At 53.9% G+C, this 15,460-nt stretch carries 11 protein-coding genes; 7 read left to right on the top strand and 4 right to left on the bottom strand.

Annotation, left to right across the window (positions count from 1 at the left end; genetic code table 11):
* Nucleotides 1-60: 60 nt before the first annotated feature.
* The 3 genes from HUF19_RS03545 to HUF19_RS03555 are packed head-to-tail and all read left to right on the top strand — an operon-like array spanning nt 61 to nt 6,231.
* On the top strand, nt 61-1,467 hold the full coding sequence (locus HUF19_RS03545) for a TolC family protein (protein ID WP_260998526.1): 1,407 nt from the start codon (nt 61-63) through the stop codon (nt 1,465-1,467).
* A gap of 5 nt (nt 1,468-1,472) precedes the next feature.
* Complete coding sequence (locus HUF19_RS03550; RefSeq protein WP_260998527.1) at nt 1,473-3,104, top strand: efflux RND transporter periplasmic adaptor subunit; 1,632 nt, start codon at nt 1,473-1,475, stop codon at nt 3,102-3,104.
* Complete coding sequence (locus HUF19_RS03555) at nt 3,085-6,231, top strand: efflux RND transporter permease subunit (protein ID WP_260998528.1); 3,147 nt, start codon at nt 3,085-3,087, stop codon at nt 6,229-6,231. The genes HUF19_RS03550 and HUF19_RS03555 overlap by 20 nt, the downstream gene beginning before the upstream one ends.
* A gap of 73 nt (nt 6,232-6,304) precedes the next feature.
* Here HUF19_RS03555 and HUF19_RS03560 read toward each other — a convergent pair whose 3' ends face one another.
* The 4 genes from HUF19_RS03560 to HUF19_RS03575 all read right to left on the bottom strand — a co-directional run bounded on the left by HUF19_RS03560 (nt 6,305) and on the right by HUF19_RS03575 (nt 11,404).
* Nucleotides 6,305-7,933, bottom strand: a complete 1,629-nt coding sequence (locus tag HUF19_RS03560; RefSeq protein WP_260998529.1) for a methyl-accepting chemotaxis protein — start codon at nt 7,931-7,933, stop codon at nt 6,305-6,307.
* A 185-nt stretch (nt 7,934-8,118) separates the two neighbouring features.
* Entirely contained in the window at nt 8,119-9,852 is a 1,734-nt protein-coding gene (locus HUF19_RS03565) for an ABC transporter substrate binding protein (protein ID WP_260998530.1), read from the bottom strand.
* Nucleotides 9,853-9,986: 134 nt separating this feature from the next.
* Nucleotides 9,987-10,637 carry a 2OG-Fe(II) oxygenase gene (locus tag HUF19_RS03570; protein ID WP_230332677.1) on the bottom strand — a complete coding sequence of 217 codons (651 nt, stop codon included), beginning with the start codon at nt 10,635-10,637 and terminating at the stop codon, nt 9,987-9,989.
* A gap of 152 nt (nt 10,638-10,789) precedes the next feature.
* Entirely contained in the window at nt 10,790-11,404 is a 615-nt protein-coding gene (locus tag HUF19_RS03575) for a TMEM165/GDT1 family protein (protein ID WP_145469787.1), read from the bottom strand.
* A gap of 392 nt (nt 11,405-11,796) precedes the next feature.
* Here HUF19_RS03575 and HUF19_RS03580 point away from each other — a divergent pair, with 392 nt between their 5' ends.
* The 4 genes from HUF19_RS03580 (at nt 11,797) to HUF19_RS03595 (ending at nt 15,064) form a co-directional block, all read left to right on the top strand.
* Entirely contained in the window at nt 11,797-11,973 is a 177-nt protein-coding gene (locus HUF19_RS03580) for a PA3496 family putative envelope integrity protein (RefSeq protein WP_186435965.1), read from the top strand.
* Nucleotides 11,974-12,082: 109 nt separating this feature from the next.
* Entirely contained in the window at nt 12,083-13,168 is a 1,086-nt protein-coding gene (locus HUF19_RS03585) for a peptidase M42 (protein ID WP_260998531.1), read from the top strand.
* 23 nt (nt 13,169-13,191) lie between these two features.
* Nucleotides 13,192-13,650, top strand: coding sequence for a hypothetical protein (locus HUF19_RS03590; protein WP_260998532.1), 459 nt, complete (start codon nt 13,192-13,194; stop codon nt 13,648-13,650).
* A 262-nt stretch (nt 13,651-13,912) separates the two neighbouring features.
* On the top strand, nt 13,913-15,064 hold the full coding sequence (locus HUF19_RS03595; RefSeq protein WP_260998533.1) for an ABC transporter substrate-binding protein: 1,152 nt from the start codon (nt 13,913-13,915) through the stop codon (nt 15,062-15,064).
* Nucleotides 15,065-15,460: the final 396 nt, after the last annotated feature.

Genomic DNA, 15,460 nt, shown 5'->3' on the forward strand with positions numbered 1-15,460 from the left:
TTGGCGACAACCGCCGCTGATCTGTGTGTTTTTTTGATTTGCTGAAAGTGGAGTATTTCCATGATGTCGTTTTTTACCGGCCGCCACCCCGCCGCGCAGGCCATTATGTTTGCGCTGCTGTGCTGGCCAGCGCTCAGTATGCAGGCCGCAGAGCCGGACCTGAGTCTGGAGCAGACGCGCAGTTACGCGTTGCAGTCGGACCCGGCACTGCGCAGCCAGCGTCAGCTGGAACAGGCCTATCGCCAGGACAGCGCCGCCAGTCGTTACTGGCCTAATCCGAAAATCGCGCTGAATGCGCAGAATCTACCTACCGACTCCTGGTCGTTTGAGCAGGAACCCATGACCCAGATCCAGCTGGGGATCAGCCAGATGCTGCCGCGCGGTGACAGCCTCGGCCTGCAGGCACAGAAGCAAAGTCTGATGGCCGGCCTCAGCCGCGAAAATCAGGCGCTGCGGGCCCGCGAGCTGCGTCGTGAAGTGTCACTGCTGTGGCTCGAAGCCGCCCGTGCGCAGGCGGCGGAACAGCTGACCGCTGGTCATCTGCAGCATTTGCAGCAGCAGGCTGCGGTGCTGAACCGCCGTTACCGTAATGCCAGCGGACTGAATGCCGACAGCGGGCCGCAGCAACAGGATTTGCTGCGCGTTGAGCTGGAAACCCAGCGTATCCGTGAGCGCCTGCTGAATCTGCAGCAGCAGTATCAGGCTGCGCGTCAGCGGCTGAATGAATGGCTGCCGGATAATGAGGCGGCGAGTGCCCTGACACTGTCGGATGCCCCGGCGTTTGAACCGTCAGAGGTGCTGGCCGGCATCATGGCCGACGATCAGGCGCTGGCAGCACTGCTTATGCAGCACCCGCTGTTGGCGCAGGCAGAAAACCGCGTTGCCAGTGCCGCCGCCGATATCGAACTGGCGCGTCAGGAGAACAAGGCACAATGGGGTATTCAGGCCAGTTATGGCTATCGCGGTGATGATGCGATGGGGAACGACCGTGCGGATTTTGTTTCCGTGGGTGTCAGCGTCGACCTGCCGTTGTTTAACGGCGAGCGCAACGAGCGCAAAGTGGCCGCCAGCGTACGCCGCCGCGAAGCCGAGCAGACCCGCCAGCAACTGTTGTTACGCCAGCTGCTCAGCGCAGTGCGCAACGAATGGGCTCAGTATCAGCTGCAGCGCCAGCGGCTGGAATTTTACGATCAGACGTTGCTGCCACAGATCAGCCGTCAGCAGCAGGCCGTGGAGAGCAGCTACGGCCAGGACCGGAATGACTTTAACGATGTCATCCGTGCGCTGATGGAGCGTCTCAATGGCGATATCGAACGCCTTAACCTTTTGCGTGAACTGCACAAAACCGCAATCCGCCTTGAATTTTATGCCCCCGGATTTTCTGAACTGCCACCTGCCGCCCCTGCAGAACCCGCCTCTGCGGCGCAGCTGAGCATGAAATTCGGCCACGGCACTGAACAGGAATAAACGTTATGACAATGAAACAACAATGGCCGTTATTACTGGCTCTGGCAGTAGGTACCGGCCTCGGCGCCGGCCTGATGTCGGTACAGCAAACAGAAGTGGCAGCAACACCGACCGACGCTGAACCGCAGCCGCTGTACTGGGTTGCGCCGATGGACCCTAACTACCGTCGCCCGGAACCCGGTCTGTCACCAATGGGTATGGAGCTGGTGCCGGTCTACGCCGATGACAACAGCGGCGCTGAAGATGCGCCGGGCACCATTCGTATCAGTCCTGCGGTGGTGCAGAATCTGGGCGTACAGAGCGCTGCAGCAGAGCGGGTGCCGCTGGTGCAGCAGGCGCTGGCGCTGGCAGAAATTCAGGTGAATCCGCAGTACGAACAGCAGATTCAGGTGCGCAGCGAAGGCTGGATCAGCCGCCAGCAGGTGTTTGCCGTGGGCGAGCGGGTCAGCGCCGGACAGACGCTGTTTGAGTTTTACAGCCCGCGCATTATCAGCGCGCAGGAAGAACTTTTGGGTGCACTGGAAGCCCGTCAGCCGGCGCTGATCCGCGCGGCGGAGAGCCGTCTGTTAGCACTGGGTGTGGATGCCGGCTGGCTGCAGCAGCTGCGCCGTGAACGCAAGGTGCGCCAGCAGGTGGCGATCGTGGCGCCGCAGGATGGTGTGATTACCCAGCTGAGTCTGACACCGGGTGCCCGGGTAATGCCGGAGCAGGCGTTATTACGGATCGCGGATCTCAGCCGCCTGTGGGTGGATGTGCGTTTACCGGGGTCGCTGGCCGGCTGGCTCAGCGCTGGTGACCGGGTTGTGCTGCAACGGCGTGACGGGCTGTCGGCCGAGCTTGACGTCGACAGTGTGTATCCTCTGCTGAACAGCGAGCTGCGCAGCCAGACAATACGCCTGCAGCTGGATAATCAGAGCGGTCACTGGCGCCCGGGTGATTTTGCTCAGGCACAACTGCAGAAACAGAGTGAACCGGTGCTGCAGGTGCCGCGTAATGCCCTGATTGATGACGGCGTGCAGCCACGGGTTGTACTGGCGTTGGGTGATGGCCGCTTCCGTTCTCAGGCGGTTATGGTTGGCCGCAGCGGACAGGATAACGTCGAAATTCTGCGCGGCCTGAAAGAAGGCCAGCAGGTGGTGACCAGTGCGCAGTTTATGCTGGATTCTGAATCGGCCATCGGTGCCGACCTGAGCCGCTTTGACGATGAAATGGATCATTCGAACATGGATCACTCGAACATGGATCACTCGAACATGGATCATTCGCAGATGGATCATTCACAGATGGATCATTCGCAGATGGATCATTCGAACATGGATCATTCGAACATGGATCATTCGAATATGGATCACTCGAACATGGATCATTCGCAGATGGATCATTCACAGATGGATCATTCGCAGATGGATCACTCGAACATGGATCACTCGAACATGGATCATTCGAACATGGATCACTCGAATATGGATCACTCGAATATGGATCACTCGAATATGGATCACTCGAATATGGATCACTCGAATATGGATCATTCGAACATGGATCATTCGAATATGGATCATTCGCAAATGAATCATGAGCAGATGGAAAACGATAACCAGCCAGCGGAGGTGATGCATGATCACAGCCATCATTGATTGGTCGGTACGCAACCGCCTGCTGGTGCTGCTGCTCAGTCTGATGCTGGTTGGTGGCGGTTTTTACGCCTTATCGCGTACACCGGTGGATGCGATTCCCGATTTATCCGACGTGCAGGTGATTGTTAAAACCAGTTACCCCGGCCAGGCACCGGAGGTGGTGCAGGAGCAGGTGACTTATCCGCTGACCTCAGCATTAATGTCGGTGCCGGGTGCAGAAACCGTGCGCGGTTTTTCCTTTTTCGGCGATTCCTATGTGTACGTTATTTTTAATGACGACACCGATCTGTACTGGGCGCGCTCGCGTGTGCTGGAATATTTAAGCCAGATTGCGCCCAGTCTGCCTGAGGCTGCGCGGCCGCAGTTAGGCCCGGATGCGACCGGTGTCGGCTGGGTATTTATTTATGCCCTGAGTGACCCTTCTGGTCAGCATTCATTGGCGGATCTGCGCGCTTATCAGGACTGGTTTTTAAAATTCGAATTACAGAGTCTGCCGGGTGTTGCCGAAATTGCGCCATTAGGTGGCATGGTGAAGCAATACCAGATTCAGCTCGATCCGGTGGCGCTGGCAGCATATAAAATCCCGCTGTCGCTGGTGGTGAGTGCGCTGCAGTTATCGAATCAGGAAAGCGGAGCCTCGGTGATTGAAATGGCTGAAGCGGAAACAATGCTGCGTGCGACCGGCTTTATACGCAGCATTACTGATCTGGAAAATATTCCGTTGGGTATCGACAGTGCCGGCGTGCCGTTATTGCTGAAAGATGTTGCCACTATCAGCACCGGTCCGCAGATGCGTCGCGGTATTGCCGAACTGAACGGCGATGGCGAAGTGGTGGGCGGCATTGTGGTAATGCGCTTTGGCGAAAATGCCAAGTCGACCATTGCCGGCGTTAAACAGCGCCTTGAGAGTTTAAAAAGTTCGCTGCCGGCCGGTATCGAAATTACCACAGTGTATGACCGTACCCGCCTGATCGATAACGCTATCGATAATTTATGGCAAAAACTCAGCGAAGAGTTCGTTGTGGTTGCCATTGTCTGTGCGTTGTTTTTATTTCATCTGCGTTCGTCGCTGGTCATTGTACTGAGTTTGCCGGTGGGTATTCTGGCCGCCTTTGTGCTGATGAAATGGCAGGGAATTAACGCCAATATTATGTCCCTTGGCGGTATCGCCATTGCCATTGGTGCCATGGTCGATGGTGCCATTGTGATGATAGAGAACCTGCATAAACATCTGGAAGCCGAAGAACAAAAGCCAGCCGCCGAACGCAGTGAACGCTGGGCACTGATCAGCCGCTCGGCGCAGGAAGTTGGCCCGGCGCTGTTTTTCAGTCTGCTGATTATCACCCTGAGTTTTCTGCCGGTGTTTGCCCTCGAAGCGCAGGAAGGGCGGATGTTTGCTCCGCTGGCCTTTACCAAAACCTATGCCATGGGCGCGGCGGCCATTCTGGCCATTACCCTGGTACCGGTATTAATGGGGTATTTTGTTCGCGGCCAGATTCAGCCTGAGCATAAAAACCCGCTTAACCGCGCTTTGCAGGCACTGTATCTGCCGCTGTTGCAACGGGTTCTTGCGCGTCCGAAAACACTGCTGGTACTGGTGCTGCTGGTGGCGCTTTCCAGCCTTTATCCGCTGAAAAATATCGGCAGCGAATTTATGCCGCCACTGGATGAAGGCGATTTAATGTATATGCCGACCACCTATCCTGGTTTATCCATTGGTGAAGCGCGGCAGTTATTGCAGCAGACCGATAAATTAATCCGCAGTGTGCCGGAAGTGGAAACGGTGCTGGGCAAGATTGGCCGTGCGGAAACGGCGACCGACCCGGCGCCGTTAACCATGATCGAAACCTTTATTCAGCTGAAGCCGAGAGATCAGTGGCGCGAGGGAATTTCCACCGCCGATATCCGTGCGGAGCTGGAAAATAAAGTGCAGTTTCCGGGGCTGAGTAATGCCTGGGTTATGCCGATCAAAACCCGTATTGATATGCTGGCGACCGGTATTAAAACCCCGGTCGGGTTAAAAATTGCGGGGCCGGATCTGCAGCAGATTCAGGCAATAGGTCAGCAGCTTGAAGGCATTATTAAAACGGTACCGGGTACGGTATCGGCCTATGCTGAGCGGGTCGCAGGTGGCCGTTATTTAACGCTGGATATCCGCCGTGAGCAGGCCGCGCGTTATGGTCTGAGTGTGGCGCAGCTGCAGCAGATTATTACCACCACCATTGGCGGCAAAAATATTATTGAAACCGTCGAAGGGCTGGAGCGTTACGGCGTCAATCTGCGTTATCCACAGGCCTACCGCGACTCCCCAGAAGCTTTAAAACAGCTGTTTTTTGTCGCGCCGAATGGCCAGCTGGTGACGCTGGGTGATGTGGTTGATATCCGCAGTGAAGCCGGGCCTGCAGCCATTAAAAGCGAAAATGCCCGCATTAATGGCTGGCTGTTTGTTGATATCGACGGTGTGGATGTTGGCCACTATGTTGATTCTGCCCAGAGCCGGGTACAGCAGGCGCTGGACAGCGGCGAACTGACGCTGCCGGCAGGTTATTCGCTGCGCTGGTCGGGGCAGTATGAATATATGCAGCGCGCGAAAGAAAAACTGCAGTATGTGGTGCCGTTAACCATCGCCATTATTGCGCTGCTACTGTACCTGAGTTTTAACCGTTTGACGGAGGTCGCCATGATTTTACTGACCTTGCCTCTGGCATTGGTGGGTAGCTTGTGGCTGATGTGGGCGCTGGGCTTTAATTTTTCTGTGGCTGTGGGCGTGGGCTTTATTGCTCTTGCCGGTGTCGCCGTAGAAATCGGTGTGATTATGCTGGTGTATTTAAATCAGTCATATCAGGCTGCTCTGGCTTTGGCGCAGGAGCAGCAGCGCAAAATTACAGAAAGCGAGTTACGTCAGGCGGTTATCAATGGCGCCGGTTTACGTCTGCGCCCGGTAGCGATGACGGTAGCCACTATTGCCGTGGGCTTATTGCCGGTCATGCTGGGAGAGGGCACAGGCTCAGAAATTATGAGCCGTATTGCTGCACCTATGGTCGGTGGTACTGCCAGCGCTCTGTTGCTGACGCTGGTGGTGATTCCGGTGTTGTATTTTCTCTGGCGTAAGCGTGAAACCGCATAATTAATCAACGCGATAAAATAAAAGCCGGCTGCTGCTACAGCATCCGGCTTTTATTATTTCCGTTTTACGCGGGTTAAAGTGAAAAACTGGACACCTCATCACGCAGACTGGATGCCTGATGGTTCAGCCCGTCAACGGCCTGGCGGATACTGCTGGCACTCTGCATCCCCTGATCACTCAGATGCTTGGCATTGCTGAGGTTTTCATTAATGTTATTGATAACGGATGTCTGTTCTTCAATTGCGGAAGCAACCTGCAGAATACGGTCACTGATACTGAGCAGTGAGCCGGAAATATTGCGGATATTTTCTTCCGATTTGCCGGCATATTCGACGGTGCTGACCGCTTTTTCCTGACTCTCTTTCATACTGCTGACGGCACGGTTAACGCCACTGCGCAGTTTCTCAATCATGACATTAATATCGCCGGTCGACTGCTGGGTTTTGCTGGCCAGAGTCCGTACTTCATCGGCCACCACGGCAAACCCCCGGCCTTGCTCACCGGCACGGGCGGCCTCAATGGCTGCGTTCAGTGCCAGCAGATTGGTTTGCTCGGCAATGCCTTTAATCACATCCAGTACCGAGGCGATATTGGTGGTTTCGGCGACCAGTTCCTGAATAACGGCACCTGAATTATCAACATTTTCGGCCAGTGCCTGAATCTCTTCCATGGCCTGACGGAATTGTGTTGAGACCGCCCGCGCCGACTGGTCTGCTGCCTTGGCTTCTTCAGATACCTGCTGGGTGTTGGATGATACTTCCTGAATCGCCAGTCCCATCTCATGATTGGCAGTGGCAACCAGCTCCATCGAACCGGCGTATTCGTCGCTGATACGCTGGCTGTCGCCGGCGCCTTTTTGCAGGGTATTGGTGGTGGATGCAACATCCAGCGCGACCTGTTGAATGGTGCCGATCATTTGCTGCATGCCACCAAGAAAACGGTTGAAGTTATGGCTGAGTAAACCAATTTCATCGCGCCCGAGATCCGGCATGCGTTTACTCAGATCACCTTTACCATCGGCCATCTGGCCAAGCACTCTGGCCAGCTCGTTAACCGGACGGGTAATCAGTCGTGGGAAATAGACGGCAACCAGCAATGCAATCAGCAGGGCCACACCGACCAGAATAAAAATGCTGCGCAGTGCGGCACTCTTTGCCTGCTCGGCTTTTTGCTGTAAGGATTTGGCTTCGTCACCAAGCTTTTCACCGAGAACGTTCAGCGTTTCGCGGATGCCTTCAAATTCATTATCCAGTGAGCCGGTACTCATCTCCGTTGCCTGACGGGTACTGAGTTTGCCGCTGATAACCTGCTGAACCATCGCTTCGCTTTTCGGTCGCCAGAGTTCGAAAGAGGCCATAAAGGTTTTATCCAGGTTTTTCGCCTCGTCAGAAATATCCAGTGTCTGAATTTTTTTCAGGCGGGTGGCAACCTGATCGAGATTTTCTTTATGCATTTTCTGATATATATCGCTGCTCAGGCCAAGAGCGATAGAACGTTCAGCAATTTGTGCCTGATATAAATCGCGGTCAGCGTTCAGTGTCAGTTCCAGCGCCGGAAGATATTGCTCATTAATATGACTGTATTCGGCAGTAATTGTGTTCAGATTCGAGATCTGAATAACGGACAGTGTGGCGAGTAAAATCGCCAGAACGGCAATGGGTAATGTCAGTTTTTTAGCAAGACCCAGGTCGGACCAGTTCATAATGTTCTCCTGTTAGGCCCTGTTTAATGAGAACAGGCCCTGATGCGAAATGGCTCAGCTATCCGGCGGAATTTCTGGCCGTTATTACAGAGAAGTGTAGATCAGGGTTAGTTATCTACCATGTCAGTAACAACGGGTTCGGAAGGATGGCGCATTATGTGAACTTTTCAGCATGCCTGCGTTGTTTAATCACTATCGCAGATAACCCGGTTTCGGCCTCCGGCCTTGGCCGCGTAGAGATTTTTATCGGCCTGGTGCAGCAGCTGTGCGGTATTGTCGGCGTTGGTGCTGCTGCTGATTCCTATGCTGATGCTGAGGGTATTGTCACCACTAACCCGGATGCTGCGTGCCTGTTGGCGCAGACGTTCACACAGCGCTGTCGCCTGCTCTGCTGTGCAGTTACTCAGCAACAGCATAAACTCTTCGCCGCCCCAGCGAACAAGCAGATCCTGGGGGCGGATATGCTTAGTCAGTAAATCGGCCAGTTCAATTAATATCTGATCGCCACGTTCATGCCCGAACTGGTCATTAATACGCTTAAAATAATCCACATCGATCAGGGCCAGACTCAGCGGGATTTTTTGCTGCAAAGCGTTTTTCATTGCTTTATGAAGCTGCTCATCACCATGACGGCGGTTACTTATACCAGTAAGAATATCGGTGTTGGCCTGTAAGGCCAGTTGCTGACTGAGCTCGGTCAGCTGCTGGTTCTGACGGTTAAGGGTATTGGTGCGTTGTGATACCCGCTGTTCAAGTGTCAGACGCAGGCTTTGCCATTGTTGCTCGGCGTGCTGACGGCGGCGGATATTCAGGCTAAGCACCAGAATAATCAGCGACAGCAGTGCAATAATACTCAGGCTGACACTGATCAGTACGGCATGGGTTGCGAGAAAACTTTGTGGCCGGAAATGCAGCTCGGTTCCGCTGGGCAGATTGCTCAGCGGAATATTAAAACGCAGGCGCTGGCGCTCATCTAATTGTGGCGTAAAGCGGGTTTTGGGTAATACCGGAATATCCGCGGCAGGAACTCCACTCAGAATTTTACGCACCATCTGTGCAGCCATTTCCGCCTGACTGCTGGCGTTGTGCATCATGCCACCAATGCTGCCCTGGCCCATCATCAGATCGCCCCACATACCGAAGATGGGTACCGGTGTTTTTGCGCTCAGCACAGGCAAATGTTTGGCGTAAGAAAAATAGTCGCCATTACGGTCGTTATGAATCGCGAGGAATAACACGGCACTGTCAGCGGGCAAAGCCGCCAGACGTTGTTCGAGTTCAGCAAAGGTAAAATCGTCGTAAACCGATAATTTTATGTCGTGAAAGCGCTGGTTGCGGATCAGCTGGCGTGCTTCGTTACCCATCAGGGCGCCCAGCCCTGAACGGTCGGCAATTAACAGAATTTCGCGGGTGGCTGGCAACAGCGTGCGGATAAATCCGATATTTTCTTCAATCGCCATACCTTCCAGTACTCCGGTATGTTGCGGGTGGCGGCTGAGATCGTGGCCTTCGGGGACATTAATGCCTAAAAATACCAGTGGTGCATTTTTCAGCCAGGGCAGATCAGCAGTGAGCACCAGATTCAGTGCCGCATCATCGCTGACCATAACGACATCGGGCGGTTGTTCTGCGTATTTCAGATCGTACAGGCGCAGTAATTCGGCACGGATCTGCGGGTTGTCGCTATAGCGCCGTTCGTCCATAAATTCGATGTGAATCTGTTCGCCGGGCAGCAGTGCCTCAAAATTGCTGAGTAGTTTATCGTTAAGCAGGCGGGTCCAGGGAAACTGCAGATGGTACGAATGGATAATCAATATATGAGGTTGATCAGAAAATTGCGCGCGCGGAGTATCGGCCCGTAATATCGGGCTGTAAATGATAGTAATAAAAATAATGAATAAAATATGCCTGATCAGCACGGTTGCTCCCGCTAATTTTGCAGCCGGATGTCCGTGGCTATACCGCAGAGGTTCCTCATCTCCGAAATCAGAGCATAGCGTATTTTTTCTTGCCTTTCTGTTGCTCTTTAATCGTATAGCGAATACGCGGAAGCTCAGCGCGGAGGGTCGGCCCGGACAGTGGTTGAGCTGTTCAGACGGAACCAGCCGGCAATGCTGTAGCGGTCGCGTTTGGCGGGCAGCACTTCGTGTGGATAGTCTTCGCTGAGGAAGGTGACCAGTGTGCCGAAACGCGGACTGACGCGCAGCAGTTCCTGCTCATGGTTTTCAGCCTGATAGATCACCAGTTCACCACCATCCTGAACTTCCCAGTTAGGGTTCAGATAGAGCACGGTAGTCAGTACGCGGTTAGCCTGTCCTTTGAAGGCATCCATATGCTTTTTGTAAAAATCACCGGGCTGGTAATGCGCAAAATGGCCTTCGTAGCTGAACAGGCCAAGATACAGGCGGCGGTTCATATAGCGCTGCAGTTCGGCCATATAATCCAGCCACGCGGCTTCGGCCGGATCGTCATTGCTGAGCCAGCGGATTTTGTCGCGGCGGACAAACTGGTTGAGCTGATGCTGTTGCTGGCGACCAGTGCCTGCGGCACTGAAATCATCATGCTGCAGTCTCACCACGCGGTTCAGCAGGCCGGAAGACATCAGCAGAGGCAGTGCATCATGGGTGATGGCATAGCCCTGGGTCTGCAGATCGGCGGCAATGCTTTCAAACAGATCATCATGGCTGGCTTCAGCAAACTGCAAGGACGTACTCCGGAGCAAAACACAAAGGGACAGGCGTTTTACCCAAAGCCCGGCGGCAGTAAAAACAAAAAATACAGATCGTTTCGATCCCGTTTATTGCTGGAGATTAGTGCCAGCGGCCGCACCGGGTACGGCCCTGACAGCACAGCGGCTCAGCTGAGCAATGTCCACAGCGCGAGTATGGCAAACAGCAGGCTGGTGGCGTAGCGGGCCAGATGCAGCGGCATACGACGCATCAGACGCTCGCCATAAATCACCACCGGTACGTTGGCCAGCAGCATTCCGCAGGTCGTACCCAGGGTTACCCAAAGCACCGAGTTAAACTCGGCGGCCAGCAACACGGTGGCTACCTGGGTTTTGTCGCCGATTTCAGCCAGGAAAAACAGCACTGTGGTGGCCAGAAAGGCGCCCCAGGCCTGATGGGTGTCAGTGCTGTCGTCTTCTTTGTCCGGCACCAGCACCCAGATGGCCATGGCAGCAAAGCCGGCGGCCAGCAGCAGGCGGCCGGTACTGCCGTTCAGCCATTCGGTCAGGGAATTGCCAAGCCAGGCGCCAAGCCAGGCCGACGCCGCGTGGTTCAGCAGGGTGGCCAGCAGAATGCCGAGCACAATTGCACTCTTGTTGCGGAAACGGGCTGCCAGCAGCAGAGACAAAAGCTGGGTTTTATCGCCGATTTCGGCAATGGCAACAGCAACGGAAGAGGTCAGGAAGGCTGAGTGAGCGAAGGTGTCGTTCAGAGCCGGCAGGCTAATCAGGGTATCAGTCATGTTTATAGTCCGGGCGGAGATCGTTAACCAAAGACAAACGGCACGATGCCGCCCTGGTCATCCTGCTGTTTGTCTCAGGTCTCATCAAACCATCGTGAGATGGTCGCCGGTGCCATGAGCATGAGGCTCAATTATGTTGACACGGGCGCCGCTGACTTTATGGGTCAGGGCAGATTACTCCCCCAAGAGCGCGGCGATTATAACGGCTTAGGCGGCATAAGTCACCCCGTAAGACGTTATGGTGTTCTTTGTCAAAACAACAAAAAAAACTGATCCAGAAGAATAATTTTTTTCAATTTACCACAGCCGGAACTGGTGAAATTATGCCGCCGTTTTCGCCCCGGTGCCTTTGCCGGTAAGGGGTGGGCAGTATCTGAACATCTGAGGTGGGTATGAGTCAGCCACAAGACTACGAAGATTTTGACGATCTCGACGACCAGCCACAATCCCGCAGCAAGCCCAAAGGACGCAGTGTCGATTACGATAAAAAACGTCGTCGCGCCGAGCGTATTCTGGAGCAGGCACGTCTGCGCGATTTGCTGGGCTTCGATATCGATTATCAGGACTGAGCGCGCAACGCGCCGATTTCCTTCCTCCGGGGTGTAACTTCTCTTGCACCCCTTTTTCTAACCGTGCTTTCATCGGCTTTTCAATCTGTAGCAGCTCTGCGGGGTATCCATGAGCGACCGTACCGCCTTTCTCGATATTTTAAAAAGTCTGCTGCGCAGCCCTTCGGTGGTCGGCGCGGAGCATTCCTTTTTCCGCGTATTGCAGCGCGAACTGGAAGAGCGCGGGGCGCAGGTAACCTGGTACGAAGGCGTGCTGGTCGCGCAGGGCAAAGATCCGATGAGCCTGATGTTTTCGGCCCACATCGACCGTCACGGTCTGGTCTGTACCGGCCCGAACGAATTTCAGTACGCGGCCTTTGTCTCCGGCGGACGTTCCGATCTGCTGGGTAACTCGGTGTCGGAAGAACTGATGAAAATGATCGTCGACCGTTTCGGCGATGTCGGGGTGTTTGCCTATGAGCCCTGGTCCGGCGCTTACCGTGGGCGTGGCAAAATCGAGCGGACCTATATCTGTCCGCACCGCAATAACCTGATTTTTGAGCTGTCCGGTATGGAACATCTGGTGGCGGGGACGCCGGTGGCTTTCCGCGATCAGCTGCGTATCGAAAATGGCCGTTATCTGGGCCAGCTCGATAACGTACTGACCGCCGCCATGCTGGTGTATTTATTTGAGCTGGGATTTCAGGGCACCGCCTTTTTTACCGCACAGGAAGAAGCCGGACGCAGCTGGCGTTATCTGCTTGAATGGTTCCGCCGCTTTGGTGGTTCAACCAACCAGCTGGTGGTGGTGGATACCAGCCCGTATCCGGATGTCCCGGCGGCTAATGAGCAGTTGCTGGTGTTACGTCATTGCGATGCCAACGCTTCCTTTAATGTGGAGTTAACCAACCGGCTGGCGGAAAAATGCAAAAGACTGGGCATCCGTTACAGCTTTAAAGACGACTATATCCGCCGTCAGAACGAGGAAAACGCCCGTCAGGGTATTGCTGCCAAATCCATGGGCAGTACCGAGATGGGGCGTATTATTGCGGCTTCTAACGGTCTGGTAGATGGCACCACATTGCAGATTCCGACCACGGGCTATCACACCATGGACGAAAGTGCGGGCGTTGAAGCCTGTGATGCATTTTTACGTGTACTCTGTGCCATGGCCGGTCTGCGTTACCCGTTCTGGACCTATGATCCGATGGCCTGAGGCCATTAACCGGTAAAGGATATATGAACGACTCTGTTGAGCTGCGGCTGTTAAGCGATTTACCCCCCCCGGCTGATGATTCCATCAGCGGGCCGGGAGGTGCTTATGCGTTTTTTTACGCAACGGCCACGGCAGCCGATCCGCATATTCTGGTGTATGAGCGGGCACGGGATTTTTTATCGGCCCCCCGGGCCTTTGTTGTGCTGGCGCTGAGCGCTGCTGAGACCGATGCCGTGGAGCTGAACAGTGTGCTGGAATACGACGGCATTGATTACGATACCGAAGGCAATATGCTGCAGCATGGTTGTTTTCGGTTAATCAATTCAGGCGCAGGTTTTGGTCAGGATCAGTGTCATTTTTTGCTCAGTGTTCCCGGTCGTCGTTGTGAAATTCTGTGCCGGGAATATCAGCTTAAAACCACGATCTATCATTGCCAGAATGCGAGTCAGGCGCTGCGCCTGTTTTTGATGCAGGCGGAATAGCGGTTTTTCAGCCGCATTTCCGCAATCCTATTCTGCCTTGTCAGATTATTAATCATGCCTTATTGCTGTGCGCGGTAAAAAATAACAGCATCATACTGGTGCTTTTATTTACGGATATTTCTCCTTTATTTTCCTGTTTGCTTTTTAATTGTGCAGTTGCTCACGAATTTGCGCTGATGTGAGGCGTGTTAATGGTGATGGCATTATGTTTGCTAAAGCCCGGTAAGCATTGTCTGTTCATCAACCAATAGGAAATACCATCGTGCGTTCAATATTGCTGTTCTCTGCTGCCGTTCTGGCCCTGCTGTTTGCGCGGGGTGTCTTTGCGGAGCCCGAGTTTATTGAGCCTGAACCACTGGCCGCGCGTATTAATACGGCAGTGGGCCCGGTAAAGAATACCCAGCCACTGCGGGTGCCAATGATCACCTGGGGCGGGGATATGATCAGCATTCTGGCCAACGGTATGAATACCCGCACCCAGCCTGGCAGCGCCATGGCCAGAGCCGGATTGAATTACGAATTTGTCTTGCAGGATAACTTTGATAAACAGTTGCAGGATTATTTATCCGGAGCTTCCCCTTATCTGCGCTGTACCATCGGTATGTGCAATCAGGCTCTGGATCTGATTAATAAAGATCCGCGTACCCGTCCGGTGGTTATATATCAGCTTACCTGGTCGCGTGGTGGCGACACCCTGGTTGCTAAAAACGGCATAGTCCGCGTTGGTGAGTTAAAAGGAAAAACCATCGCTATTCAGGCTTATGGCCCGCATGTGGATTTTATGACCACCTTGCTGACCCAGGCCGGCCTGAAGATGAGTGATGTGAATCTGAAATGGATGCCGGATCTTACGTTATCGCCCAACTCGCCACCGGAAGCACTGAAGCTGGCGGAAATCGACGCCTCATTTATGATTATTTCTGACGCTTACGGGCTGACCTCCGGCCGGCGGGTCGGCACCGGCAGTAACGGTTCGATTCCCGGTGCGCGGATGATAATTTCTACTATGTTTGCACGCCGGATTATTGCCGATGTTTATGTGGTGCGTGCCGATTATTTTGAAAAAAATAAAGCGGAAGTGCAGAGCTTTGTGCAAACGCTGATGAGCACTTCAGCTCAGCTGCAGGAACTGATGCGTGACCTGTCCAATCCGCAGAAACTGCAATTACTGGAAGCCTCTGCAGATATTTTACTGGGTGATAAAAACGCCCAACCGGATATTGAAAACCTGTATTACGACGCGCAGTTTGTCGATAAGCAGGGCAATGTTGATTTCTTCAGTAACCCGCAATTTCCACATCGCCTGGAAGTGCTGAATGAGCGGGTACAGGATGCGTTTAATGCGATGGGATTAATTAAAACCAAAGCGCCGATGGCGAAAGCTGACTGGGATTACTCGTTGCTGTCGGAGTAAAGGCCGCCGGGGCAGAGAACAAAAAAACGAGCCATAGGGCCACTGCCGTCCCACAGTTTGGAGTGACATTGTGTCACTCCAAACTGCAGCATTCATCGACTACTATTTTTCAATCTGAACGCCTTTCCGGGGCAAGCCCCTGGCCCCCTGTAAGGAGAGGTATCTCCTTACGATCCTCTCTTTTCGGCGCGTCCGGCTTCATCCAGCCAACTGCAATGATTATGCGGCACGCAAAACAATTCGCCCCGGAACGACGCTTTAAAACACCAAACATTTGTATCGTTCCGGGGCAGGGTTTTGCTCTGAAGGCCGCAGAATCATCTGGTTGTCTGGCGCCGCACGATCGCCGGTTTTAGTAATCCGCTCAGCCGTATTCCAGAGGAAACCGTGTTTGAG

It is taken from the genome of Thalassolituus hydrocarboniclasticus (assembly GCF_025345565.1).
Taxonomy (GTDB): Bacteria; Pseudomonadota; Gammaproteobacteria; order Pseudomonadales; family Oceanobacteraceae; genus Venatoribacter; species Venatoribacter hydrocarboniclasticus.

Excerpts from the sequence above, each read along its gene's own strand:
- HUF19_RS03545 (WP_260998526.1), top strand. The coding sequence starts at position 61 with ATGATGTCGTTTTTTACCGGCCGCCACCCCGCCGCGCAGGCCATTATG.
- HUF19_RS03550 (WP_260998527.1), top strand. The coding sequence starts at position 1,473 with ATGACAATGAAACAACAATGGCCGTTATTACTGGCTCTGGCAGTAGGT.
- HUF19_RS03555 (WP_260998528.1), top strand. The coding sequence starts at position 3,085 with ATGATCACAGCCATCATTGATTGGTCGGTACGCAACCGCCTGCTGGTG.
- HUF19_RS03560 (WP_260998529.1), bottom strand. The coding sequence starts at position 7,933 with ATGAACTGGTCCGACCTGGGTCTTGCTAAAAAACTGACATTACCCATT.
- HUF19_RS03575 (WP_145469787.1), bottom strand. The coding sequence starts at position 11,404 with ATGACTGATACCCTGATTAGCCTGCCGGCTCTGAACGACACCTTCGCT.
- HUF19_RS03580 (WP_186435965.1), top strand. The coding sequence starts at position 11,797 with ATGAGTCAGCCACAAGACTACGAAGATTTTGACGATCTCGACGACCAG.
- HUF19_RS03585 (WP_260998531.1), top strand. The coding sequence starts at position 12,083 with ATGAGCGACCGTACCGCCTTTCTCGATATTTTAAAAAGTCTGCTGCGC.
- HUF19_RS03590 (WP_260998532.1), top strand. The coding sequence starts at position 13,192 with ATGAACGACTCTGTTGAGCTGCGGCTGTTAAGCGATTTACCCCCCCCG.